This window comes from Marinobacter sediminum (assembly GCF_016820575.1).
Lineage (GTDB): Bacteria > Pseudomonadota > Gammaproteobacteria > Pseudomonadales > Oleiphilaceae > Marinobacter > Marinobacter sediminum.
The window spans coordinates 350,950-375,015 of the sequence record NZ_JAEMQH010000001.1; the positions used below are offsets into that span (position 1 = coordinate 350,950).

Genomic DNA, 24,066 nt, shown 5'->3' on the forward strand with positions numbered 1-24,066 from the left:
GCCCAACGCTGGTGTTCGATCTTCCTGCCGGAGATAGATTTTACAAATCCATGACGCACCGCCACAAAATGTGAACCCCTAATCATTTTTTACCACAGACAACCTCCTGTTGCTGTTAAATAGAGTAAAAGAATCAATCCGCATCAACGGGATATAGAGCCTAGGTGTCGTTCAGAGTTACACTTTGGATAATCTAAACCTGTAAATCGGATTCCTAATTTTGAACAATCTTGTCCGAATTGCTCCCGGCGCCCTGGAATTGGGCCGGCCACTGCCCTGGAACGTTTACGATGCCAACGGTAACGTGCTGCTGCGCCAGGGCTATGTGATTCAGACCGATAACCAGCTGGAACAATTATTCGAGCGCGGCCGCTTCAAGCCCCGCAAGATTGAGCGTCCCCAAGAAGACATCGTTGAAGATCATCGGCAGCGCAATCCCTTCGCCGACTATGCTGACCTGCTCCAGAGCCTTGAGGCGACCCTGAACGCTATCACCGATGGCGATCCCTCGGCCCAGAAACGGTTGATGGGCCTGACCCGGATGATTGAGCGCACCTGCATCGAAGCGCCGGACGCCAGCCTCGCCCTGGTGCACCTGTACTCCATCGGCCCCACGATTCTTGAGCAGACTCTGTTCTACGCCATTCTCAGCCAGTTCACCGCGCGTCAGTTTGGCCTGGATGATAAACGCACCAGCGTGCTCACCGCCGCCGCCCTGACCGCCAATCTGGCATTGGTGCCGGTGGCGGACCAGCTCAATGCCTCCAACAAGCTGCTCAGCCCGGACCAAAGACAGGTCATCAGTAAACACCCGGAGCGGAGTATGAAAGCACTGCAGGACGCCGGCATCGACAACAAACTGCTCGCCGCCATCATTGCCCAGCATCATGAGCAGGCCGACGGCAAAGGCTATCCACATGGGCTTAGTGGTACTGAAATCCGCCCGGAGGCAGAAATTCTGGCGTTGTGCGAGCGCTACGTGGCGATGATCACCAAGCGAGCCTACCGGACCCGGATGAATGTCACCGATGCCCGCCGTCTGATTGCCACACTAGGCGACGGCACCTTCCGACCAGCCATTCCCAAGGCTCTGCTCAAGGTTCTGGGAGACTACCCTCCCGGCGTTCTCGTACGGCTTGATAACAATGAAGTGGGCGTGGTCTGCGGCCGCCCGGTGCGCGCCCGCGGCCCCTTCGTTAAGGCGATCTTCGGGCCCCGGGGCAATCGCTACAGCGGCACTTTTGAGCGGGACACCAGCATGCTGGAGTACAACATTCGGGCTCTGGAAGAGCCCGAAGTCATGCCGTCCATGGATTTCAGCCTGATCTGGGGATTCCGGTCCTAGGCCTGCCCTATTGGCTCAGCATAAGCCGAGAGCCTGGGCATGATGGTCCAGATGGTCATCGATGAATGAGGCAATGAAAAAATAGCTGTGATCATAGCCCCGATGCATACGTAGATTGATGCGGTGATGGAAGGTTTCGCAGACTTCCGCCAGCGCGTCCGGGTTCAACTGGCTGTCCAGAAACTCATCGGCAGTGCCCTGATCCACCAGCAGCGGCAAGCGCTCGCGGGCAGTCGGGATTAACAGTGTGGCATCCCACTGCTCCCACGCTTTCGTATCCCCGCCGAGGTAGCCGGTGAAAGCCTTTTGCCCCCAGGGACACTCGCTCGGATTGGCGATGGGTGCGAACGCGGAAACCGAGACGTATCGGCCCGGGTTTTTCAGCGCCGCGATGAGCGCACCATGGCCACCCATGGAGTGACCGCTCACAGACCGCTGGTCAGTCACCGGCAGCTGATCCTCTACCAGTTGCGGCAATTCCTTAACCACGTAATCGTACATCCGGTAATGGGGCGCCCAGGGTTGCTCCGTGGCGTTGATGTAGAAGCCCGCGCCGGTTCCGAAATCGTAGCTGTCGTCCTCGCCCGGCAGATTGAGCCCTCTTGGACTGGTGTCAGGGCAAACAATCGCAAGCCCCAGTTTGGCGGCGTGTTTCATGGCGCCTGCTTTCTGCATGAAATTCTGGTCGGTGCAGGTCAAACCGGATAACCAGTACAGCACAGGGGCATTGATTGGATTTTGCCCAACCGCACCCGGCGGCAGGAACACGGCAAATTCCATGTCACAGTCCAGAGTCACGGAGTGATGACGATAGCGACGATGCTCACCGTCGAAACACACGTTCGTGGATAAAAGTTCCATAGCATCCTTACCAGATAAAGAGATTCTCAGTCGTCGGCGCTGGCGTACTTTGGCAACTCGAGACCACAGCCGGAACGCGCCAACTCCGCCAGGATGGCAGTACGCGTCACAATACCGATCAGTTTGCCATGGTCAATAACCGGATAGACCTTGGGCTTTCCGGCACCCAGGTTCTGGGCCAGATCTACCACCGCCATTTCCGGAGAAACCGTAACCGGCTCACGGAACATTACGTCGTCCACGATGGGGTCGCCCTCGCAGTGGTAACTGCTGACCAACAGGGCGTGAATACAATCCTGCTCCGATACAAAGCCCAGAACGTGACGCTGGTCATCCACCACCGGTAATCCGGTTACATGGTTGTGCAAAAGGGATTTCACTACTCGGGTCAGCGGCGTGCCACAACGGACAGGCTCAATGTGATTCCACATGACATCTGAGACTTTCAGTGAACGCATGGGCAGGCCTCCTCCCGTTGAATTCAGGTGTCCCGGCCCGAATGCGGGCCTCTGTCTATAACCATAGGCAATCGACCCCGGAAAGGAAAACAGAAAACCCGGCCGATAGTTTACAGGGAGATTTTATCGCTTAAACTCCGAGGGTTACGCCTCAAAAGGGCAAAAAATAAAGGGCAACTATCGCTAACTTCGGGAGATCCCCATGGAAGCCATCTCTGAATTCGTCGGACAACTCAATTCGCTGGTGTGGGGGCCGCCCATGCTGGTCCTCATTCTCGGTGTCGGGCTATTCCTCAGCCTGGGCCTCAAGCTTATGCCAGTACTCAAGCTAGGCGCCGGGTTCCGTTTGATGTGGCAGGGCCGCAAGGCCACCGGTGCCGAGTCTGAAGGCGAGATTCCGCCTTTTCAGGCCCTGATGACGGCACTGTCAGCCACCGTGGGTACCGGTAACATCGCTGGCGTGGCGACTGCCGTGTTTCTCGGTGGCCCCGGCGCCCTGTTCTGGATGTGGCTGACCGCCCTAGTCGGTATGGCAACCAAGTATTCCGAAGCCGTCCTGGCCGTACGCTTCCGCGAAGTGGATGAACGTGGCGACCATGTTGGCGGGCCGATGTACTACATCCGTAACGGCCTGGGCAAGAAGTGGGCCTGGCTGGGTGTTTTCTTTGCGGTGTTTGCGGCCATTGCCGGCTTTGGCATTGGCAATACCGTACAGGCTAACTCCGTTGCCGACGTGATGGAGGCCAACTTCGGCCTGCCGCACTGGCTGACCGGTGTTATCCTCATGGTACTGGTTGGTGCCGTCCTGATCGGCGGTATTCGCCGGATTGGTCACGTAGCCAGCGCACTGGTGCCGCTGATGGCTATTTCCTACCTGGTCGCCGGCCTGATTGTACTGGCAATTAACGCCGCCGATATCCCCGCGGCACTGGCCATGGTGCTGCAGCACGCATTCTCCCCCATTGCTGCTGAAGGTGGATTTGCGGGTGCTGCCGTATGGGCGGCTATCCGATTCGGTGTGGCACGGGGTATTTTCTCCAACGAAGCCGGCCTGGGTTCGGCTCCCATTGCCCACGCTGCGGCTCAAACCAAAAACCCGATCAACCAGGGTATGGTGGCCATGCTGGGCACCTTTATCGACACCATCATCATTTGCACCATCACCGGGCTGGTGATCATCACCTCCGGTGTCTGGACCTCGGGCGTGTCCGGCGCCGAGCTGACCTCCCTGGCTTTCGCAGAAGCGCTGCCCGGCGTTGGTAACTACCTGGTGGCAATCGCCCTGGCGGTCTTCGCATTCACCACCATCCTTGGCTGGTCGTTCTACGGTGAGCGCTGCATCGAATTCCTGTTCGGCGTAAAAGCCATCGTGCCTTACCGGGTCGCCTGGATTCTGGCGATTCCCGTTGGCGCCACCCTGAACCTTGGTTTTGTCTGGCTGGTGGCCGACACCCTGAACGCCATGATGGCACTGCCCAACCTGATAGCCCTGCTGCTGCTGAGCCCAGTAGTGTTCAAGCTGACCCGGGAGCACTTCGAGCGGGAAAAAACGCTCGGTGAAGTCTAGGCCCTTGCAATTCGCCCTGGCCGAACCCACGTTTGAGTCAGGGCGAAGTAACATTCCGGCAGGGTTTATGCCGGGCAAACGGCACCTGCCGAACGTCGCAGAAAAGGAGAAGAGCTTATGAGTTTACGTCTTGGAGATACCGCACCGGATTTCGAACAGGATTCCAGTGAAGGCCGGATCTCGTTCTATGACTGGCTCGGTGACAGCTGGGGCATCCTGTTTTCACACCCGGCGGACTTCACCCCCGTGTGCACCACGGAGCTCGGCCTGACGGCCAAACTCAAGGACGAATTTGCCAAGCGCAACGTCAAGGCAATCGCACTGAGCGTTGATCCTGTTGACTCCCACCAGGAGTGGATCAAGGACATCAACGAGACTCAGGGCTGCTCGGTCAACTTCCCGATCATCGCCGATCAGGACAGGAAAGTGTCGGAACTGTACGACATGATCCACCCCAACGTCGACAGCAGCCTGACCGTTCGCTCCCTGTTCGTGATCGATCCGAACAAGAAGGTGCGCCTGATCATCACCTACCCGGCCAGCACCGGCCGCAACTTCAACGAGGTACTGCGAGTGGTGGATTCGCTGCAACTGACCGATGACCACAAGGTGGCCACCCCGGGTAACTGGGAGCGTGGCGGAGACGTTGTCATCGTGCCGTCGCTGCAGGATGAAGACGAGATCAAGCAACGTTTCCCCCAGGGCTATCAGGCCGTGAAATCCTATTTGCGGATGACGCCTGACCCCAAAGCCAACTGGGGCGGCAACTGATCCAACAGGTAAACGGGAAACCAGAAAAGGCGCCCTTCGGGGCGCCTTTTTAATTGGCCTCTTCGGAAGTCCTGACCGCGTCCAGTAACAGATTCCTCGGGGTCAGGGACCGATCACAGAATTCCCCCAGCCGCACTTGATAGCCCTGCTCCTCAAAGTAGAGCGCGTAGTCCAGCACCATCCACAGCTCCAACGGACGGCGGAACAGGTGGCGAACCAGTTCGTGGCGTCGCACTTGCTCCCAGCGCCGGACACCCTGCGCTTCCCAGGCGTCGAAGTCGATATCCGGCGGCAACGCCATTGCCTTCTTGTGGGCGGCCCAGCGGCAGAAGCCGGCGAAACCCTCATGGATCACTTTGGAGGGATGCGAAGGCACCGCCAGATACTCATCGATGCCCCGTAACTCCCGCTGCAGGCTATCAAAGCCCAATCGCCACTGGCTCACCAGCCGGGTCTGCTCTCGGACCCGGGCCGGCGCGGTCACCGTTTCCCGCACCGCAAGGCGCAAGTCACTGCGGGACGGCGCCAGGAGCCCATCATGGCTGGCCGCCCGACGCGACATTGGCCGGTAACTATCAGCATCAGTCAGATGATAACAACAAGGCGAGACACTTAACCGGGACAGACCCGCCTCGCTGCCCCGGCGCATCAGGCGTCGGTGCAGATCGCCACAGGCGTGCAGGGCAACACCGTGGTACCCGGGCGGCAAGACGAGATCTTCGGCCAAGACATCCTGACACTGCAGCGATACTGCATCGCCGTACTTAACCGCCAGCCGGTTGCCTTCACGCACCAGTTCGGCATTCCATTCGAGGCCGTGAACGGGCTCCTGGCACACCGCCGCCAATGTGCGGGCAAGATGGCCCTTGCCACAGCACCAATCCAGCACCGACTGCTCCAGGGGCCGAAGGGCCGCGGCAAACGCTCCGGACTGACCGCGCTTGCGCCCCGGCATATCCACCGCCCGAACCTCCGGCAAGGTGGCCAGACTGACCTCGGACTCAGCCGGTCTCAGATCCGCCAATGCGGTCAGGTGCTCGTATCGTGCCAACGAGGGCACCTGCACTCCGACCATGGCCGCCAATCTTGCTGGCGCATCTTCCAAAATCTGGCGTTGCTCGTCACTAATCTCAGCGATGAGCCGGGCCAGGTCCGGATACTGCTTGGTCCATGGCGGCGCCGGCTCCATGAACGGCGCTGGCTGCCAGAGCCCACGGTGCTCACGCAGCCAGTCGTTAAGCGCCATCCAGTGGCTATAAAACGATTCGGCAGGGTCTTGTAAATTCGCGGCCGGGGGTACTGTCATGCCATTGGCCTTTGCTCTCGTTAAACCAAAAGTTCCTGCCGCTGACGGCTACTCGCTGAAACGACCGGGGCGGAAGGCATCCAGGCACACTGACGGTGCCTCGCCATCGATCACCTGGGCAATCAGATCGGCACTGCCAGCCGACAAGGTCCAACCGAAGGTGCCGTGGCCGGTGTTGAGAAACAGGTTATCCCGCGGGCCACGGCCAATGATGGCGGGGCCGTCGGGCGTCATCGGGCGAAAACCGGTCCAGATTTCAGCGGCTTCCAGTTCGGCACAGCCGGGAAACCGCGAGTTCACGGATTTCCGGATGGTGGCCAGCCGGGCCTCCGGGATGTCGCGGTTAAAGTCCGCCAGCTCAACAAACCCTGTGGCCCGCAGGCGATTGCCCAGCCGGGTCGACACCACCTTGTAGTTGTCATCATGAACCGTTGAAACCGGCGCATGGTCGGAGTTACTCAGCGGCACGGTCAGGCTGTAGCCTTTGACCGGATAGATCGGCAGCCCCAACCCCAGTGGCCGAACCAGATGATCGGACCAGCACCCGGCACTGATAACAAAGGCATCCGCCTCAATCCGCTCCCGGTCACCGTCCTCGGTGGTGATGTTGATAGCCTCAACGGCATGGTCATTGGCAACCAGACTCTGGGCTTCCACCTGATAGCGAAAACGGACACCCCGGGCCTCGCATTCTCGGGCCAGCGCCTGGGAAAACTGGTGGCAGTCGCCGGTGCCATCAGTGTCATAACTCAGAGCTCCGTAGAGGGGCCCATTACCTACCATGCCCGGCTCGGCGGCGCGAACCTGCTCCGGCGTCAGCAGTCGAGACGCAATACCCAGTTCGGCAAGCAGCGCCTGGGTCTCGCGATAGCCATCCAGTGCCTCCGGGGTGCTGGCCAGGTGCAGCAAACCATCGTGATCACCATCGAAGGCCAAATCAAGTTCGTTTTCCAGGGCCTGGAACCGTTCCCGGCTGTGCACCCCCAATCGCAGCATGGCGCGGCGGTTCAGCCCAAACAATCCCGGCGCCCAGGCGTAACGCAGGGTGGACATCATGAAGCGAATGGCTTCCACGGAGGGCGGCATCCGCCACTTCAACGGACCGTCTTGCTTCAACAGCCAGGGTACCGCTTTCAGCACCATCTTCGGATCGGCCCAAGGGTAAACCACCCCGTAGGAACGCTGGGCGGCGTTACCCTTGCTGGTTTCATTGCCGGCGATCGAGTGTCGCTCCAGCACCGTCACCTGGTGGCCACGGCGATTCAATTCGTACGCCGTGGTGACACCAACGACCCCACCACCGACGACAACAATACGCATGCACGACTCCCTTTACTGAAAACTTCCCGTCATTTAACGGAATTTCGGCGAACTTGACCCTACTTAACCCCATTTCGGGCTAATAACTGACGGTATGCATCAAGCACCGCCTGGTCCTCTTTGGGGTAATCCGGCGCCAGGTGTTGCAACTGCTCGGCCAGAATCGCCGCCACAATCGCCCGGGCCTGGGGTTTACGATCAGCCGGCACGATGAACCAGGGTGCCTCTGCGGTATGGGTCTGCGCCAGTGCCTCTTCCGCATAAGCCTGATACTGACTCCGCTTTACCCAGCCGTCGATATCGGATTGCTCGAACTTCCAGCGCTTGCGGGGTTTATCCAGACGCGTTAACAAGCGGCGGCGATGCTCATCCTCTGACAGGTTCAGCCAGATTTTCACCACCGTCGTGCCCTCTTCCACAAGATGGCGCTCAAAATTGCGGATGGACCGGTAGCGGCTGCGCCAATTGTAGGTCTTGGGTGGGCGCACCGGCCAGACGCGCTCCGCCATGACCGCCTCGTGATGACTGCGATTGAACGCCACCACTTCACCGAAGCCCGGCAGGAGCGGCGTCACCCGCCACAGGAAGTCGTGGCAGGTGGCGGCGCCCTCGGGCCGACTGAACGACCAGGCATGAAAGCCAGCCGGATCGGTGTAAGTCGCCAGAGTCCGGATCAGGCTGTCCTTGCCGCTGGTGTCCGGGCCCTGGATCACCAAAAGCAACGCCCGCGCCCGATTGGCCCAGAGCCGCCGCTGGTATTCCCCGATCTCGTCCAGACTGGCCTCCAGTGAGGGCAATTCCTGCTCTTCATCCAACACGGTTGGATAACCCGCGAGCTGAGGGTTGCCGGTATCAAAGCGCCAGCGCTCTGCAAACACTGATACGTACATGCCGGGAATTTCCTATGCTCCATATGTGGGTGAACAATCGTACATAATGGTAGTATATGCACATTCCATTTCTCAGCTTAGCAGCGCCCTTTGGCTGCTATGGAGTTGACCCCCGAGCAATGAGTAAAAAACGTCGCGAGATTCCCGTCTTCGATCATCCGATCATCGAAACCCACTGCCATCTGGACTATCTCAAGGATCGTCCCCTGGAGGAAACTCTGGAGCAGAGCCAGCGGGTGAACATCGAGAAAGTGATCACCATTGCTGTGTCCCCGGACAACCTTGCCCGGGTGCGGGAGCTGAGCAACATGACCCCGTGGCTGTATGGCACGCAGGGTATTCACCCCCATGAGGCTGAGCAATACTCCGACGCCACAGAAGCGGAAATCCGCACCCATGCCGGTGACAGCAAGATTGTCGCCGTCGGTGAAATCGGTCTGGACTACTTTTACGACAACGCTGACCGTAGCGTACAGCGGGACGTGTTTCGGCGTCAGCTGCAGATCGCCTGTGACACCGATCGCCCTGTGGTTATCCACAGCCGCGAGGCCGACGACGACACCATCGAGATTCTGCGGGAATTTGAGCAATCGCTGACCCGCCGCGGCGTGATTCACAGCTTCACCTCCGGCCCGGGGCTCGCTCAGTACGCACTGGACCAGGGCTGGTGCCTGGGTTTTAACGGCATTACCACCTTCAACAAGGCGGAGAATGTGCGCGATATCGTACGGATGTCGCCCATTGAGCAGATCCTGCTGGAAACTGACGCTCCGTTCCTGACCCCCGTGCCCTACCGGGGACGGGAAAATGCGCCGTTCTACCTGCCGTTCGTGGCCGAGAAAATTGCCGAGGTAAAAGAGCTGCCTCTGGATGAGGTAGTGGCCACGACCTATCAAAACAGCCTGCGGACGTTCTTCCCTAATCAATGATCAAACGCATCCCCACCTCGGCCCTGAGAGTCGGCATGTACATTACCGACCTCAACAACGACTGGATTCCTCATAACAGCCAGCGCAAGCGCGGCGTGATTAAAAAAGAGGAAACCATCGAGAAGATCCGGCGCATGGGGGTGAAATACGTATACATCGACGCCTCGCGGGGGCTCGACACCCAAGATTCGGAAACCGCCGCCGAAGTAGACCGCCGGAACGAAGCGGCCTTGCAGCGGGCCGGCGAGCAGACGCAGGGTTTGAGAGCACACGTCCCCATGGAAGAAGAGCTGGTGGTGGCGCAACGCATCCACTACCAGGCCCAGGGGCTGGTGGGCAGCTTCCTTAATAACGTTAAGATTGGCGGCGCCGTTGATGTCGCCCCCATCCATCAGCTTGCCAACGAGCTTCAGAACTCGGTCCTGCGCAACGCCAACGCGCTGGGGTGCCTGGGCCGGATTCGGGAAAAAGACAACTACCTGCTCGAACATTCGGTCAACCTCAGTGTGCTGATGTCGCTGTTCGGCAATTATCGATCCCTATCCGCCGACATATTGCACCAGACGATCGTGGGCGCTTTGCTCCACGACCTCGGAAAAATAATGACCCCGGATGAAATCCTGAACAAGCCGGGCCGTTTGAGCGCCGAGGAGTTCGAGGTCATGAAACTGCACGCCCGGCATTCCCGGGATATCCTGGCCAGCACCGAAGGCATCGGGGAGTTGAGCGTGATCACCGCCGCCCAACACCACGAACGCCTGGATGGGACCGGTTATCCGGAGGGGCTTAAAGGCGATGAGATCTCGGAGTACGGTCGCATGGTTGCCATCACCGACGTCTATGACGCGATCACCGCAGACCGGGTCTACCACAAGGGCCTCACCCCCACCCAAGGCCTGAAGAAGCTGGTGGAGTGGAGTGGTGACCACCTGGATCCCATCATGGTCAAACAGTTCATTCGCTGTATCGGCCTCTACCCGGTGGGCAGCCTGGTCCTGCTTGAAAGTGGCCGTCTGGCTGCTGTGGTGGAAGCCAACGAGAAAGATCAGCGCCTGCCGGTGGTTCGGGTGATGTACCACACCAAGTTCCGTATGCCGATTACCGTCGAGACTCTCGACCTGGCCAAGCCCAGCACTCAGGACCGCATTGTGCGTGCGGTCGACCCGGACGATTACCGGATCGACGTCCGGAAATTCATGATCTAGGCACCGCCCACTCCTGTTCACTGCGACTCCCCCTATTCACGCCCCCTGACACCAGGCCTGCTAAGCTTCTATAAACCCTCTGCGGCGGAACCCCATTGATTACTACTCTTTTCCAGATTCTCGGTGGTCTGGCCTTGTTTCTATTAGCGATGGGAATGATGACCGACGGATTGAAAAATTCGGCAGGACACCAGCTGCGCCACATTCTTGGCGTCTGGACCAAGACGCCACTGAAAGGGTTTGGTACCGGCGTGCTCATCACCGGCGTTGTCCAGTCCTCCAGTGCCGTAACCGTTGCTACCATCGGCTTCGTCAATGCAGGCCTGCTGAACCTCGGCCAATCACTGGGGGTTGTCTTTGGTGCCAACGTTGGCACTACGATGACCGGCTGGCTGGTGAGTCTGGTTGGTTTTGGCATAAAGATTGAGGCTTTCGCCATGCCCTTGCTCGCCACTGGGATGGCGCTCAAACTGCTTGGCCCAGGCCATCGCAGCAAGTCTTTAGGCGAGGCATTAGCTGGTTTCGCCCTGTTTTTCCTCGCGCTGTCCCTGCTGAAAGACTCGCTGGGTGTGCTAACGGACGAATTCAACGGTGAAGGGATTGTAGGGCAGGGCTATGGATTACCGCTTTATGTCTTGTTCGGCTTGCTGGCGACCATGCTGACCCAGTCTTCCAGCGCAGCCCTCGCCATCATTCTCAGCGCCGCCGCCAGCAACCTGCTAACCCTGGATAACGCCGCTGCCGCCGTCATCGGAGCCAATCTCGGCACGACCTCCACGGCAGCCCTTGCGGTGCTGGGCGCAACGGCCAATGCCAGGAGGTTGGCGCTCGGACATGTCATCTTTAACCTGGTCACCGGCCTCATTGCCCTGACGATATTGCCCGTCATGTTGTGGCTGGTAGCCATCCTGGCCAACTGGTTTGAGCTGGGCGCCCACCCGGCAATTTCCCTGGCGCTGTTTCACACCCTATTCAATGTGCTCGGCGCTATGATCATGTTGCCGTTCGCTCCTCAATTTGCCTACCTGCTAAGCCGCATGTTTCGGGGCCAGGAAGAAGATAACGCCGAACCCCGTTATTTGGACAAAACACTGGTGAAAACTCCGGAATTGGCAATAGCTGCAGTCGACCAGGAAATGAAACGCCTGATCGATCTCACCCGCGGACTACTGCGGGGCTGCATTGACCGGGAAGCTTTGAAGGTCGACCAGATTCAGCCAAAGTCTGAGGCTGCACTGAATCTAAACACTGCAATCACCGATTACATTTCCAAGCTGCGTTCCGAGAGAATGCAGGCCAGCACTGTCGAAGCGCTTGCCCGTAGTTTCGCGACCTGCCGTTATCTGACGGAAGCCATCCATTCAGCCCCCGCACTCCTGCGCTTGAGGGATGCCGGCGTTTTCCCTGAAAGGGCAACGCTTAAACAAGAACTCACGGATTATCTGGCCGAGCTTCGCCAGCTGATTTCAGCGGATGTTGCTACACCGGAGCAATTCGCCGAGGCGGAACATGCTTACCATCGTCTGAAATCTTCCATGCTTAAATTAGTCATCCAACAAGCCTTACCCATCGAGAACGGTGAACGCTCGTTGGATGATCTCAGTGCGGTGCGAAGGTTATCCGATCAATGGTACAAAGCCCTGAACTGGTTTCCCACGACCGAGTCATCGGCAAGTGCCACCCCGGCTGTGTTAGCCGAGGGATAGAAAGACCCCCATCAACACCGGCGACAGGAACGACAGCAAAAAGCCGGAAGCAATAGCCACGGGCACGCACGCCAGGCCACCGCTGCTACGAATGACCGGCAGCGTGAAATCCATGGCGGTAGCCCCGCCATACCCGATCGCCATCGCCGGCCGGGAACTAATCAGCAGGGGAATGATGGCCAGCGCGATGATCTCGCGGATAACATCGTTCAGGAAGGCCACGCCGCCCCAGGCCGGCCCCAAGGCGTCGCCAATAACAATCCCGGACAACGAGTACCAGCCAAACCCTGAGGCCAAGGCCAGCACATCGTGCCAGGGCAAAGCCAATACCGGGATCAGCAGCGCTCCGGCGATCAATGAGCTGACTGTTAGCGCCAGGGCAATGCCCAGCCCCTGTCGGTTCATCAGCAACTTGCGCAGGGACAGTCCGGCATTCCGTAACTGCAGGCCAATGAAAAACAGCAGTAGCATCAGTGCACCCGTGGCAACGGTTTCGGCCATGGGCAGGGGTGGCAGCAGGTAGTAACCCGCCAACAGGCCGGCCAGAACCGCCAGCATCGGTTTTAACCCCGCCAGGAACAGCCGCCGGTAGCTGGGGTTGCCACCGGCCTCGCCCTTAGCCGGCGCCATCGGCTGCCAGCGATGGAAAAGCCACAGCCCCGCCATGTTGGCCAAGAACAGGACAGCCACCAGCACCAGCACCTGCACGGCCATACCGCTGAGCTGGTCTGCCAGACCTTCCATCTGTCCCAGTCCCAGCCCCAGCAGCGCCAGAATGAAATACACCAGCGCTTCGACCGAGTAATGGATCACCGTCATCGCCTGGCGGTTCTTCAACGGCAGAGCAAAGCCTAAAAACAACGGAGCAAGAATCAACAACGCGCCGGTCAGCATAAAATCCTCGGAAAGGCGTAAAGGGAGTGTGTTTCTAGACGAGAGGTTCGAACTGGTCAGGGTCCAGCAATTCGGTGCTGGCCCGACTGACCTGGTCAGGCTGAATGGTCCGCGACAGCCTCTGGGCGGTCACCGACCAGACCACGTAATCGGAGGGGCGGGCTTCATAGCCATTGCCCATCAGGGCGCCGGCCGTTCGACGCAGTGCCGACTCGGCTTGCGCCAGAGTTTTCCAGGGCCCTTGGCACTGTTGGCGTTCCGGCCGTCCCTGGTCAGGCCCGGCCAGCACCACCAGGCCCCAGGCCTGTTCGGCCAGGGGTTTGATAAACAACTCCAGGCGCTGCTGCTGACGCATCATCACCAGCACCCGGATGGGCTCACGGCCATGGAAGTAATGCAGTTTCACAGCAAATCCGCGGCGTCAGTGCAGGGCATGATCGGATCGATCCTGCACCAGCACCCAGGGCGCGATCACCACGGCCCAGAGTTCGATGTTGTTGTCGTACCAGGACTGGGCCAGGGCCGGTGGAACGTAACCCACCTTGCTATCTGCCATCCACTGCTCGAACCGGGTCTTGTTATCGGCGGTTAGCTCCGTTGCAACGTCCAGCAGATCAAGCTCCGGAGCAACCCGGACCACCTGGCCACGGGCAAAGTAGGTTTGCAGGTCGTGCCAGTGAATGCGGGAAGTTTCCAGATTCAGTTTTGCCTTCAGTTCATCTCTGGAAGATTCTGACGTCATGTTCGGAGCCTCAAGATTGCCATCTGGATCAATCGTACAGGTTACCCGAATGGACAGCCGGGACACCAGAGCAGGCCGGATCAGAACCTTATGCTGAACGCTGTTCCGGTTTCAGATTGCTCCAGATGTCTCGAATCTTGTCCGACAGTGCCATCGGATCAAACGGTTTGGGAATCACCGCAACGGCACCCTGGGACAGATAGCCATTGACCTCTTCCGGCTGCACCTTCGCGGTCATAAAGATGGCTGGCGTGTCGACAAAAGCGGGACGCTCACGGATGGCTTTCAGGGTGGTCGGCCCATCCATGCCCGGCATCATCACATCCAGCACGATCAATTGAGGTTTGAACTCGGCCAGGGTTTCCAGCGCCTTCTGGCCAGAAGCACAGGTAGTCAGAGTGAAACCACCCACCGCTTCCAACGCAAGCTCTGCTACTGCACGAATATCTTCCTCATCTTCCACCAGCATGATGCGCTCAAGCGTGGTTTCCGTCTCCGTCATTCCCATCATCCTCATCCTTCTGCTCGTGTTCACTGGATTGCTGGTGCCAATTTTCCAATCCTAACTGACGTAAGATCTTGCCCAGCTCGGACTCCGGCGCAGCGTCTTCGGCAATCAGCGCGCCAGCTCTCATTATCAGCCGTTCCTGGGTGACATTTTCCCGCGGGAGGTAATGCACTGCACCAATGAGGTTTCTCAGTTCAACAGGGATAAACCACTGTATTTTTAACTTATTGCCATAAGGCTGGGCCCAGTCCCTAAGCGCCTGCGACACCTGCTCATCACTCAACTCGCCGCCCTGCCGCTGGAACTGGTCCATGACTTTGAGTACCGCAAGCTCGCCAATGCGGCTCAACAGCCCGGCCGTGAAAAACTGGGACGACCGTTTACCCAGTGATAGCGCCACACGCTGGGCCTCGAGGGCCACGGCCTCCGCCTGCTTCTGGGCTTCTGAGGCGCAGGAAACCAGCGGCTCAGAGGACAAAGCAGCGCTGACATCCAGAACCAGCGCGAGCCCCTGGTTCAGAGCCATGGGCACGCCAATGGAGGCTATCGCGTCCCGCACGGTGACCACCGGCTGTCCAGTACGCCGGTATGATGAGCGGTTAGCAACGTCCAGAAGCCGCGAGCATAAGGCGGGATCGCTCTGCCAGCGTTCGGAGAGCTGGGCCGCCGATATATCGTCGATGCGCCCCATCAACTCCAGCATGCTGGCGACGTTGGCGTTTACAGGCAGCTGGATGACTGTCTTCACACCTTCTGACAGAAGGACCTCCAGCGAAGCAGCCGGGGCCGACTCCTCGGGAAGTTCCTTGCCAATCATTTGTAACAACCGTTGATGCAATACGTCTACCTGAAACGGTTTACTGATGTAGCCGTTAATACGGTAATGCGCAGCTTTGAGAATGGATTCCCGGTCGGCACGACCGGTTATCATAACGATGGCCACATCCTTGTCGCTGGCACGAACCTGGCGCAAGAGGTCCAGCCCGGAACCGTCCGGAAGATTCCAATCGACAATCAGCAGATCTGGCTTCCGTTTTTGCCACAGGGTTAGGGCCTCATGAAAGCCTGCCGCCTTAAACACCTTGACGGCGGGATGAAGGCCTGCGACTACCGTTTCCAGCAGGCCCGCCATTATATCGTCATCGTCTACAATCAATGCATCCATGCGTTAGCCAAGCGTCCTCACCGGTACTGATTTGTCTCCACCCACCCAAACACCGTTACGGCCTGTCTGCTTCTGCCGATAGAGCGCCTGATCGGCAGCATCGATGGCATCGTCGCTGGTGAGGAAGTCCTGTAGCGGCACAATGCCAACGCTCAACGTGACCGTGAACTCCTGACCGTCGCTTTGAAATTCTATTCCGGCCATGTTTTTGCATACCGACTGCATAATCCTGCGGGCATTCTCCAGTGAACAATCCGGGAGCGCGACCACAAATTCTTCACCGCCATAGCGACCGATCACATCCGATTTGCGCAGCTGGTGTCGCAACAGGTTGGCCAGTCCCTTGATCACCAGATCGCCGGTTCGATGACCAAAGCGATCGTTCACCTGCTTGAAATGATCCAGGTCCAGCATAGCAACTACGGCCTGTTCACCCCGGCGCTGGCAGCGGGTATGTTCGATCTGGATTTCAGATTTGGCCAATGAATGCTTGAGCAGACCAGTCAGACTGTCGCGAGACGCCAGCTTGTCCAACTGCCGGGCCCGGTAACAGCGCACGGTGACAGCCCGCAACAGGAAGTCATCAGAGACCGGTTTGGTGAGAAAGTCGTCGCCGCCCTTCGCCATGGCATCGACCTGGAACTCCCGATCGTCTTCAGAAGATAGGTAAATAATCGGCAATCCCAGCCAGCCGGGTTCAAAACGCAGCATCTGAGCGAGATTGGGGCCACGGTACTTGCCCATCTGCACATCCATCAGAACGATGTCTGGTCGAAATTCGGAGAGCGCACTCAGGATCTCGGCGGGATCATTCACGCGCCACACTTCTAGTCCGCCCTCTTCCAGCACCAGACCGTAGTGCTCCAGCAGCTCCGGGTCGTCATCCACAATCATGACTCGACCTGAACCGCTCTCTTCACGCTCCGTAATCAGCCGCTCCATGTAGTCGGCAAGCGCCGGAATATCGACGGGTTCACCCAGGAAACCATCCACCCCACACTCGGCCAGAGCGTAGCGCTCATCGAACGAATCGCCGGCGCCGAGGCTAATAACCGGTGGCGTGTCGGAAGCAGTCTCCAGTTGCCAACCATCACGGAGAATCTGCGTATCTTCTACGATCAGGGCGGCAACCTCTGACAAGCCGTAATCTATGGCTTGCTGGAGGGTTGGCAGAGCAAGCGGGACAAAACCATGCAGCTCGAGGCCGTGAACCAGCTCCTGGGCTCTGTTCGGGTCCGAATGTACGATCAGGACACAGGATTCTGTTGCCATCTCCCCACTGACCGGCACAGATGCAGCAGCGGCTATGTGGCCGACGGCCTGATCCAGCGACAAGAAATCAACCAGACGCGTCACTCGCCAAACGAACGCCTCATCAACGACATTTTGAACTTGCTCCGGTGCAACCTCGTCACTGACTTCCGCCAACGGCTTCAGCATTATCTCAAGTGCACGGGCTTCCTCACCCAGGGCCGAATAGCCAAACGTACCCGCCGACCCAGCCAGCCGGTGCAGAGAATGGTAGGCAGCAGCGACATCATTGGGTCCAAAACGCCCGACCCGGAACTGATCAGTCGTCTGTTGCAACAGCCCGATATCCTTTGTCGCTTTTTCCTTGAAACGCAGCTTGAGAAGTTCCAGCTTCCGTGCTACTTCAGAGGTATTCTCTTCAGACATGGCTCTTCAATGTAATCTACTCCATCAATTATTCATGACAGACTACTACAGACATCAAAGCAACATTTACCCCAAAGTGCCACAAGGAATTTGATGTGCCGTCACTTTCACTCGGATCACGGCTCGCCCTGATCATCTTGCTGGGAACCATCGCGACTGTTAGCTCGGTGCTGTTTGTAGCCTATGGCGCTCTGGTCGAAGATTTTGAAGATATTCTGACCGAGCAACAGCTTTACGAGACCCGGCGCATAGCTTCCGAAGTGAATCAACGATTGCAGCTGAAGCTCGACATGCTGTCAGAATCTGCCAGCCTGCTCAGCGACGGCAAAAAACTGGTGAGCCGTGAAGAAATCGCCACTCAATTGGAACGACAAAAATTACTCAAGTCGCTGTTTCCAGACGGAATACTGGTTTTTGATGACAATGCGACCGCCATCTTCGAGAATTCTTATACGCCAGGACGGATAGGAACCAACTACGCTGATCGAAAGCATTTCCAACAGGTAATGGAAACCCGCAAACCGGTCATCAGTCGGCCCGTCATAGGTCGCACGACCGGTGTGCCACTGCTCTCACTTCTAGCACCGATAGAGTCCGACGAAGGGGATTTATTAGGCTTACTAGGCGGCACGATTAATCTGGGTAAAACCAGCATTGTCCCGGTCGCAATGCTGGAGGAAATCGCCAATGACGAAGCGACCTTCACGATCATCGACAGTGAAAACTTTCTGTTCATTGAAGGCGGCGTTATCGCCCAAAACGGCATTACCCCCTTACCCTCACCTGGCGAAAACAAACTGATCGATGCTGCGCTCTCGGGTATCACATCGGGTCATGCTGTTGGCCCCGACGGACGGGAGCTCATATACGCCACCAGCCACCTGAAACGCTTAGGCTGGCAATTCGTTCGGGCGGTACCTTATGAGTGGGCAACCGCGCCGGCCAAGGAGTCATTTAGCCATTTCGTCTGGATCAGTCTCGGCATCGCACTGGTGATTGCCCTCGTCAGTTATTTCCTGACTCGTTCTGTTCTCAACCCTCTGGACCGAATGACCCGAAAAATCAACAAAATGGTCCGAGCGCCGTCCAAGGCAGATCGACTGGACCCGGACGGGGCCAGTGAGGTTCGCAACCTGGCCATCGCCTTTAATCATCTGATGGACGAGAGAGACACTATCAGCGCCATGAAGGATCAATTTGTCTCTAACGTCAGTCATGAGCTGCGCACGCCACTGACCTCTATCAATGGCGCGCTTCGTCTGATTGACTCGGGCGCCACCGGTAATCTGCCCGCGCGAGCCCAGGCCATGAACAGTCTTGCCTTGCGCAATGGCCTTCGGTTGCAACTTTTGATCTCAGACCTTCTGGACTTCGGCAAACTGTCTGCGGGACAGATGTCGGTCACATTGGCGCCGGAGTCCTTGCTACCGATTCTCGAATCAACGGTTTTTGACAATCAAACCATGGCCGATGAGTACAACGTTGTCCTGAGCGCACACTGCAACCCCCGGCAAAAAGTGATCACCGATCCACATCGATTACGGCAAATACTCGACAATTTCGTCAGTAATGCTATTAAATTCTCACCGGCAAATGGAAAAGTCAGGGTTTTCGTCGAGACAGGAACCGCAGGCTCCACACGAATTGTCGTTCAAGACCATGGTGACGGTGTACCAGAATCCTTTGTCGAGCGCCTGTTTGATCGGTTTTCCCAAGCGGATACAGGAAATACAAAGACAACCGCCGGAACCGGGCTCGGACTGGCCATTTGCCGGGAGCTCGCCGCCCTCATGAATGGTCACCTGGGCTACTACTATGATCAGGGTGCTCATTTCTGGATTGAGTTACCCACTGTCGGAAACGAGGCCTGAGTCGACCATGAAAGCACCGGAAATGCCGTCGAATGAACTGGCGCGCCAGTTTGCCCTCGACCAGTCGGGATTGCTGGATTCAGGTCCGGAGGAACGCTTCGATCGCTTTACCCGCATGGCCTGCAAGATGTTCGATGTGCCCATTGCCCTGGTCAGCCTGATCGACCGGAACCGGCAGTGGTTCAAGTCTTGCCAGGGGCTGGCCGCTCCAGAAACCCCTCGGGATATTTCCTTTTGTGGTCACGCCATTCTTCATTCCGACCTGTTCATCATCGAAGATACCCTTCAAGACGACCGTTTCAGCGATAACCCGCTGGTAAAGGACGCCCCCTCTATCCGCTTCTACGCCGGCGCGCCCCTGCACAACAGCGAGGGATACCGACTTGGAACCATGTGCCTGATTGATCGGAAACCGCGCCGGTTCGACGGCGAAGATCAGGCCTTGCTAAGAGAGTTGGCGGACTGCATCGAGCGTGAAATCAACATTCAGGCCGCCTCGGAATTCTATACCGACCTCAAGCGAAGCGAGCGTCGTGCCCGTGCAGTCATCGACGGCACCAAGGTTGGCACCTGGGAATGGAACGTCCAAACCGGGGAAACGGTCTTTAACAAACGATGGGCAGAGATCTGCGGTTATCGCCTGGAGGAACTGGAACCGGTCAGCATCCAGACCTGGCAGAATCTGGCGCACCCGGAAGATCTGGCAGAATCAGAGCGCTTGCTCACTGCCCTGTTTGACGGGGCAATAGATGAATACGACCACCGGTGCCGCATGCGCCACAAAGACGGCCATTGGGTATGGGTGCACGACCGGGGCCAGGTCTTCGAATGGACCTCCGACGGCCAACCGCTGCGCATGTACGGAACCCATGCCGATATCACCGCGGAAATGGCGAACCTTGAAAAGATGCAGCAGCAGAACACGGCCCTGAGCATCCTGAACGACCTCGCCCTGGACCCCGAAACCGACGATGACATCCGTATCCGCAAGGCGCTCAAACTAGGCGCAGATTACCTGAACCTGCCCCTGGCCATAGTCAGCGAAATCACCGGCAGCGTGTACACCATTCGATGGTTCGATGCGCCAGAGGATTCCGGTCTAAGCACGGGGCAAAGCTTTTCCCTGCGCGACACTTACTGCTCCATCACCGTTGATTGCGAAGAGAGCCTGTCTATTGAGCACATGGCCCGGTCCCCCTACCGAAGTCATCGCTGCTACGACCAGTTTGGTCTGGAAAGTTACGTCGCCGCCCCCATCTATTTACAGAACAAACTGTTTGGCACCCTGAATTTCTCGTCCCCCACCCCACGTTTTCAGGGCTTTTCCGAAACCGAGGTTACCTTCGTGACCTTGCTGGCCCGCTGGATTGCCGGCGTGATCGAGCGCCGGATGAGCGTGCAGATGCTGACCAAACTGGTCAAACAGACTCCCGGCATGCTGTATCAGTACCGACTCTGGCCGGACGGCTCGTCCGCCATCCCATTTGCCAGCCCCGGTATCCAAGACATCTTCGGTGTCTCCAGTGAAGACGTGGCCGAGGACGCCACCCCCTGCTTCGGCCAGATCCACCCCGACGATTTTCAATCCGTCAGGGAGAGCATCGCCAACTCGGGCCGCAACCTGGAAGTTTGGCAGCAGCAATATCGAGTGAGAAGTGAAGGCGATTGGCGCTGGATAGAAGGCCGGGCAACGCCGGAGCTTCTCGCCGACAAGAGCATCATGTGGCACGGATACATCACCGATATCGATGACAAGAAGAAAATCCAGCTCGCCCTGCAGGAAAGCGAGGACCAACTGCGCCGCCTGTTCGAGTTGTCGCCCATCGGTATCGCCCTGAACGACTACCACTCCAACGCGTTCCTCGACGTCAACCAGGCCTTGCTCACGCCCACCGGTTACAAACGGGAAGACCTGATGGCGCTCAACCTCAGTGATTTAGTCGCAGGTGATGTCGACATTGTCCGTGACCGTGTCATGACAGAACTGGAAAACACCGGGCGTTTCGGCCCGCTCGAACAGGAGATTGTTCGCCGCGATGGCTCGGTGTATCCGGCGGTTATTCAAGGCATGCGCATCACCAACGCTTCTGGCCGGGCCCTGGTCTGGTCGCTGATTGAGGATATCTCCGAGCGCAAGAAGGTCGAACGGATGAAGAACGAGTTCATTTCCACCGTCAGCCATGAACTGCGCACGCCGCTGACCTCCATTGCCGGGTCCCTCGGGCTGGTGGCCGGAGGCGCACTGGGCCAACTACCGGAAAAAGCTGAGCGCATGGTTTCCATTGCTGCCCGCAACAGTGACCAGCTGAAGCGTCTGATCGACGATCTACTCGACATGGAAAAACTGATTTCCGGGCGGATGTCGATCAGGATGCAACCCGAGGCCGTCAGCCCTGTGATACAGGACTGCATTGATCGCTTACGCACCTACGCGGTGGACCGGGGCGTATCCATCCGGTTCAGGGATCATCATCCACATCAGCGCATCCTGGTTGACCGCAACCGCCTCGATCAGGCCTTGGCTAATCTGTTGTCCAATGCCATCAAATTCTCGCCCGAACACTCCGAGGTGGTGGTTGAGACTCTTTTCGATGGTCACAATTTCCGCATTCAGGTTTCAGATAATGGTCCAGGCATTCCAGCAAGTTTCCGATCTCGAATCTTCCAGAAGTTCGCTCAGGCCGACAGCTCCGATACCCGGGGCCGTGGCGGCACGGGCCTGGGCCTGGCCATCACCCGAGAGATCATGACCCAGATGGGCGGTTCAGTCGGCTTCGAATCCATTGAGGGTGACGGTGCCACCTTCTGGCTGCAAACCGCCTCCAGTGAGCCTCTGGCGGACACCACTGCATGAAGGCGGATAGCCGCGACTCTCGGTTCTTTGTCCTGATCTGGGCATCCCGGTTGGCCATCTTGATGCTGATGGTCGCGGTATCATTGCTGCTGGATGCAGCGGGCACAGCTAATCATCGGACCGATGTCCGTCAGCAGTGGCAAATACAACTGGACGAACGCAGCCTTAACCTGCAAAGCACCATCATCCAGAACATCCAGACCGTCTGGGGTCTGGCAGCCAATGTCGCGGTCGAGCCCGATATTGACGATGAGCGATTCCGCGATCTCGCCTCAGTCATTTTTCAGTTGGCACCGCAACTGCGAAATATTGGTCTGGCGCCCGACTTCGTCATCCGCCACATCTATCCTCTGGAAGGCAACGAGGCTGCCTTAGGTTTGGACCTCAGCCAGGGCAGTCTGCCCCCCATGCAAATCCAGCAATTACTCGAGGAGACCTCGCAGGCCGTCTACTCCGGGCCCATCAGTCTGGTTCAGGGCGGCCAGGGTCTGGCCGGGCGTATCCCGATTTTCGAACGCGATTCCGGTGACTTCTGGGGCGTGATTTCCGTGATATTGGATCTGGAGCGAATGTACCAGGCCGCTGGCATCCTACCCATAAAGGACAGCATGAGATTTGCCCTGTCCAGATCGGACAATCCACTGGACCAGGCTGACATTTTCCTGGGCGAAGCCACCACCGACTGGCAAGCTCCGGTCGCCTCGACCATGAACATGCCCGGAACCCGCTGGACCCTATTCGCTGAGCCGACACAAGGGTGGCCTGACCACCCCGAGGCGCCCCTGTTGACGCGCGGTCTACTCATTGTCATGGTGCTGCTGGTAACCGGTGTCACCTTCTGGCTCACCAGCCTGATGCTGAAAGACCGGGAAATGCAGCGTCGTTTCTGGGGCCTGTTCGAACAGGCACCTATTGGCATCGCGCTCTACGGCAGGCACCGAAAGACATTGCTGCGATCAAACCGAGCGTTCGACCAATGCTTCGGCAACCTGGCCCGATCGCTACATTTTTTCGAACGCGGATTCGATCAGCACGGTCAGCCGATTCCGGGCGGCCTGGGCATTCAGAAGCGCCTGGAAAACGATGTCAGCTTCAGTGGTGTGGAGGGGTACCTGCCGGGGCCGGACCAGACCCTGAAACCTATTATGCTGCAGGGTCTGCGGCTGGAAACCCATGACAGCGATTCCGTTGTCTGGCTGATTACCGAGGATATATCCGCCCAGAAGAAAGCAGACCGCCTGAAAAACGAATTCATCTCTACCGTCAGCCACGAACTGCGCACCCCCCTGACTTCCATTTCCGGCTCGCTGGGCCTTCTCGCCAACAACGCCGTAGGCCAGCTGCCGGAGAAAGCCTCCAAACTGGCGAACATCGCCCATCGCAACAGTCGCCAGTTGGCACTATTGATCAATGACCTGCTGGATATCGAAAAGCTGGCCGCCGGCAAAATGCCTTTCGTGCTCGACGAATACCCCTTGCGCCAATTGATCCAGGAATGCGTGGAAAACATGGAGCCCTACGCCCGGGATCTCGATGTCAGGATCAACATCGGCCACATGCAGGATGTCCACGTGCAGGTCGATCAGCATCGCTTCCAGCAGGCGGTCACCAACCTCTTGTCCAACGCCATAAAGTTTTCCCCCAAGAATTCACGGGTCGACATCTTCACGGAATCCCACGAAGGCTGCGTCAGGCTGTGCATTCGCGATCATGGCGAGGGCATTTCCCCGGAATTCAGGGAGCGGATCTTCCAGAAATTCTCCCAGGCGGATGCCTCGGATCGGCGGGCAAACGGGGGCACCGGGCTGGGCCTGGCCATTACCCGCGAGCTGATGCTGAACATGAAAGGCACGGTGGATTATGCCTCGACGCCAGGCGAAGGTGCGCTGTTTTGGCTGGAACTTCCCATTGCCCGTAGCACCGTCGCGCAGGCGTTGGATTGAGTACCGGGTAAAGCTATTGAGCTAAAAGAGCCCGGCAGGCCTGACCTGCCGGGC

General features: G+C 58.1%; 20 protein-coding genes. 9 read left to right on the forward strand and 11 right to left on the reverse strand.

Features of this window, described 5'->3' with window-relative positions; translation table 11 throughout:
- Positions 1-220 precede the first annotated feature (220 nt).
- Positions 221-1,345: an HD-GYP domain-containing protein gene (locus FGO67_RS01600; RefSeq protein WP_203298991.1), complete on the forward strand. Its 1,125-nt coding sequence runs from the start codon at positions 221-223 to the stop codon at positions 1,343-1,345.
- A gap of 15 nt (positions 1,346-1,360) precedes the next feature.
- Here the strand turns inward: FGO67_RS01600 and fghA are convergent, their stop codons facing one another.
- Together fghA and FGO67_RS01610 are read right to left on the reverse strand one after the other, a co-directional pair.
- Positions 1,361-2,206 carry an S-formylglutathione hydrolase gene (fghA, locus tag FGO67_RS01605; protein WP_203298992.1) on the reverse strand — a complete coding sequence of 282 codons (846 nt, stop codon included), beginning with the start codon at positions 2,204-2,206 and terminating at the stop codon, positions 1,361-1,363.
- A 26-nt stretch (positions 2,207-2,232) separates the two neighbouring features.
- Positions 2,233-2,664: a CBS domain-containing protein gene (locus FGO67_RS01610; protein WP_203298993.1), complete on the reverse strand. Its 432-nt coding sequence runs from the start codon at positions 2,662-2,664 to the stop codon at positions 2,233-2,235.
- Between the two features lie 202 nt (positions 2,665-2,866).
- Here FGO67_RS01610 and FGO67_RS01615 point away from each other — a divergent pair, with 202 nt between their 5' ends.
- On the forward strand, positions 2,867-4,231 hold the full coding sequence (locus tag FGO67_RS01615; RefSeq protein ID WP_203298994.1) for an alanine/glycine:cation symporter family protein: 1,365 nt from the start codon (positions 2,867-2,869) through the stop codon (positions 4,229-4,231).
- A gap of 117 nt (positions 4,232-4,348) precedes the next feature.
- The gene (locus tag FGO67_RS01620) at positions 4,349-5,002 is read left to right on the forward strand and encodes a peroxiredoxin (protein WP_203298995.1); all 654 of its coding nucleotides are present in this window, start codon (positions 4,349-4,351) and stop codon (positions 5,000-5,002) included.
- Positions 5,003-5,051: 49 nt separating this feature from the next.
- On the opposite strand, the gene FGO67_RS01625 is transcribed toward FGO67_RS01620, so the two are convergent.
- From FGO67_RS01625 to FGO67_RS01635, 3 genes are read right to left on the reverse strand one after another with little or no spacing between them, the layout of a single operon-like run.
- On the reverse strand, positions 5,052-6,308 hold the full coding sequence (locus FGO67_RS01625; RefSeq protein ID WP_203298996.1) for a methyltransferase: 1,257 nt from the start codon (positions 6,306-6,308) through the stop codon (positions 5,052-5,054).
- A 48-nt stretch (positions 6,309-6,356) separates the two neighbouring features.
- Entirely contained in the window at positions 6,357-7,628 is a 1,272-nt protein-coding gene (locus FGO67_RS01630; protein ID WP_203298997.1) for a D-amino acid dehydrogenase, read from the reverse strand.
- A gap of 59 nt (positions 7,629-7,687) precedes the next feature.
- Positions 7,688-8,518, reverse strand: coding sequence for a PPK2 family polyphosphate kinase (locus FGO67_RS01635; protein WP_203298998.1), 831 nt, complete (start codon positions 8,516-8,518; stop codon positions 7,688-7,690).
- Between the two features lie 119 nt (positions 8,519-8,637).
- Here FGO67_RS01635 and FGO67_RS01640 point away from each other — a divergent pair, with 119 nt between their 5' ends.
- The 3 genes from FGO67_RS01640 (at position 8,638) to FGO67_RS01650 (ending at position 12,358) form a co-directional block, all read left to right on the forward strand.
- Complete coding sequence (locus FGO67_RS01640; RefSeq protein ID WP_203298999.1) at positions 8,638-9,447, forward strand: TatD family hydrolase; 810 nt, start codon at positions 8,638-8,640, stop codon at positions 9,445-9,447.
- Entirely contained in the window at positions 9,444-10,652 is a 1,209-nt protein-coding gene (locus tag FGO67_RS01645) for a cyclic di-GMP phosphodiesterase (protein ID WP_203299000.1), read from the forward strand. Before FGO67_RS01640 ends, FGO67_RS01645 begins: the two co-directional genes overlap by 4 nt.
- A 95-nt stretch (positions 10,653-10,747) precedes the next feature.
- A complete protein-coding gene (locus tag FGO67_RS01650) occupies positions 10,748-12,358 on the forward strand; it encodes a Na/Pi cotransporter family protein (protein WP_203299001.1) in 1,611 nt (536 codons plus the stop codon).
- On the opposite strand, the gene FGO67_RS01655 is transcribed toward FGO67_RS01650, so the two are convergent.
- The 6 genes from FGO67_RS01655 to FGO67_RS01680 all read right to left on the reverse strand — a co-directional run bounded on the left by FGO67_RS01655 (position 12,344) and on the right by FGO67_RS01680 (position 17,344).
- Positions 12,344-13,252, reverse strand: a complete 909-nt coding sequence (locus FGO67_RS01655) for a LysO family transporter (RefSeq protein WP_203299002.1) — start codon at positions 13,250-13,252, stop codon at positions 12,344-12,346. The genes FGO67_RS01650 and FGO67_RS01655 overlap by 15 nt on opposite strands.
- A 34-nt stretch (positions 13,253-13,286) precedes the next feature.
- The gene (locus FGO67_RS01660) at positions 13,287-13,658 is read right to left on the reverse strand and encodes a PA4575 family protein (protein WP_203299003.1); all 372 of its coding nucleotides are present in this window, start codon (positions 13,656-13,658) and stop codon (positions 13,287-13,289) included.
- Between the two features lie 15 nt (positions 13,659-13,673).
- Positions 13,674-13,994 carry a DUF2288 domain-containing protein gene (locus FGO67_RS01665; RefSeq protein ID WP_203299004.1) on the reverse strand — a complete coding sequence of 107 codons (321 nt, stop codon included), beginning with the start codon at positions 13,992-13,994 and terminating at the stop codon, positions 13,674-13,676.
- An 88-nt stretch (positions 13,995-14,082) separates the two neighbouring features.
- Positions 14,083-14,496, reverse strand: coding sequence for a response regulator (locus tag FGO67_RS01670; RefSeq protein ID WP_203299005.1), 414 nt, complete (start codon positions 14,494-14,496; stop codon positions 14,083-14,085).
- Positions 14,471-15,667 carry a response regulator gene (locus FGO67_RS01675; protein ID WP_203299006.1) on the reverse strand — a complete coding sequence of 399 codons (1,197 nt, stop codon included), beginning with the start codon at positions 15,665-15,667 and terminating at the stop codon, positions 14,471-14,473. Before FGO67_RS01675 ends, FGO67_RS01670 begins: the two co-directional genes overlap by 26 nt.
- Positions 15,668-15,670: 3 nt before the next feature.
- Positions 15,671-17,344: a diguanylate cyclase gene (locus FGO67_RS01680; RefSeq protein ID WP_203299007.1), complete on the reverse strand. Its 1,674-nt coding sequence runs from the start codon at positions 17,342-17,344 to the stop codon at positions 15,671-15,673.
- 95 nt (positions 17,345-17,439) lie between these two features.
- Between FGO67_RS01680 and FGO67_RS01685 the strand changes: the two genes are divergently transcribed.
- From FGO67_RS01685 to FGO67_RS01695, 3 genes are read left to right on the forward strand one after another with little or no spacing between them, the layout of a single operon-like run.
- Positions 17,440-19,215 (forward strand): ATP-binding protein, encoded by a 1,776-nt coding sequence (locus FGO67_RS01685; protein ID WP_203299008.1) that lies wholly within the window; start codon positions 17,440-17,442, stop codon positions 19,213-19,215.
- Positions 19,216-19,222: 7 nt separating this feature from the next.
- The gene (locus FGO67_RS01690) at positions 19,223-22,069 is read left to right on the forward strand and encodes a PAS domain S-box protein (protein ID WP_203299009.1); all 2,847 of its coding nucleotides are present in this window, start codon (positions 19,223-19,225) and stop codon (positions 22,067-22,069) included.
- Positions 22,066-24,012 (forward strand): sensor histidine kinase, encoded by a 1,947-nt coding sequence (locus FGO67_RS01695; RefSeq protein ID WP_203299010.1) that lies wholly within the window; start codon positions 22,066-22,068, stop codon positions 24,010-24,012. Before FGO67_RS01690 ends, FGO67_RS01695 begins: the two co-directional genes overlap by 4 nt.
- The last annotated feature ends 54 nt before the right edge of the window (positions 24,013-24,066 follow it).

Excerpts from the sequence above, each read along its gene's own strand:
- fghA (WP_203298992.1), bottom strand. The coding sequence starts at position 2,206 with ATGGAACTTTTATCCACGAACGTGTGTTTCGACGGTGAGCATCGTCGC.
- FGO67_RS01610 (WP_203298993.1), bottom strand. The coding sequence starts at position 2,664 with ATGCGTTCACTGAAAGTCTCAGATGTCATGTGGAATCACATTGAGCCT.
- FGO67_RS01615 (WP_203298994.1), top strand. The coding sequence starts at position 2,867 with ATGGAAGCCATCTCTGAATTCGTCGGACAACTCAATTCGCTGGTGTGG.
- FGO67_RS01620 (WP_203298995.1), top strand. The coding sequence starts at position 4,349 with ATGAGTTTACGTCTTGGAGATACCGCACCGGATTTCGAACAGGATTCC.
- FGO67_RS01625 (WP_203298996.1), bottom strand. The coding sequence starts at position 6,308 with ATGACAGTACCCCCGGCCGCGAATTTACAAGACCCTGCCGAATCGTTT.
- FGO67_RS01630 (WP_203298997.1), bottom strand. The coding sequence starts at position 7,628 with ATGCGTATTGTTGTCGTCGGTGGTGGGGTCGTTGGTGTCACCACGGCG.
- FGO67_RS01635 (WP_203298998.1), bottom strand. The coding sequence starts at position 8,518 with ATGTACGTATCAGTGTTTGCAGAGCGCTGGCGCTTTGATACCGGCAAC.
- FGO67_RS01640 (WP_203298999.1), top strand. The coding sequence starts at position 8,638 with ATGAGTAAAAAACGTCGCGAGATTCCCGTCTTCGATCATCCGATCATC.
- FGO67_RS01645 (WP_203299000.1), top strand. The coding sequence starts at position 9,444 with ATGATCAAACGCATCCCCACCTCGGCCCTGAGAGTCGGCATGTACATT.
- FGO67_RS01655 (WP_203299002.1), bottom strand. The coding sequence starts at position 13,252 with ATGCTGACCGGCGCGTTGTTGATTCTTGCTCCGTTGTTTTTAGGCTTT.
- FGO67_RS01665 (WP_203299004.1), bottom strand. The coding sequence starts at position 13,994 with ATGACGTCAGAATCTTCCAGAGATGAACTGAAGGCAAAACTGAATCTG.
- FGO67_RS01670 (WP_203299005.1), bottom strand. The coding sequence starts at position 14,496 with ATGACGGAGACGGAAACCACGCTTGAGCGCATCATGCTGGTGGAAGAT.
- FGO67_RS01675 (WP_203299006.1), bottom strand. The coding sequence starts at position 15,667 with ATGGATGCATTGATTGTAGACGATGACGATATAATGGCGGGCCTGCTG.
- FGO67_RS01680 (WP_203299007.1), bottom strand. The coding sequence starts at position 17,344 with ATGTCTGAAGAGAATACCTCTGAAGTAGCACGGAAGCTGGAACTTCTC.
- FGO67_RS01690 (WP_203299009.1), top strand. The coding sequence starts at position 19,223 with ATGAAAGCACCGGAAATGCCGTCGAATGAACTGGCGCGCCAGTTTGCC.
- FGO67_RS01695 (WP_203299010.1), top strand. The coding sequence starts at position 22,066 with ATGAAGGCGGATAGCCGCGACTCTCGGTTCTTTGTCCTGATCTGGGCA.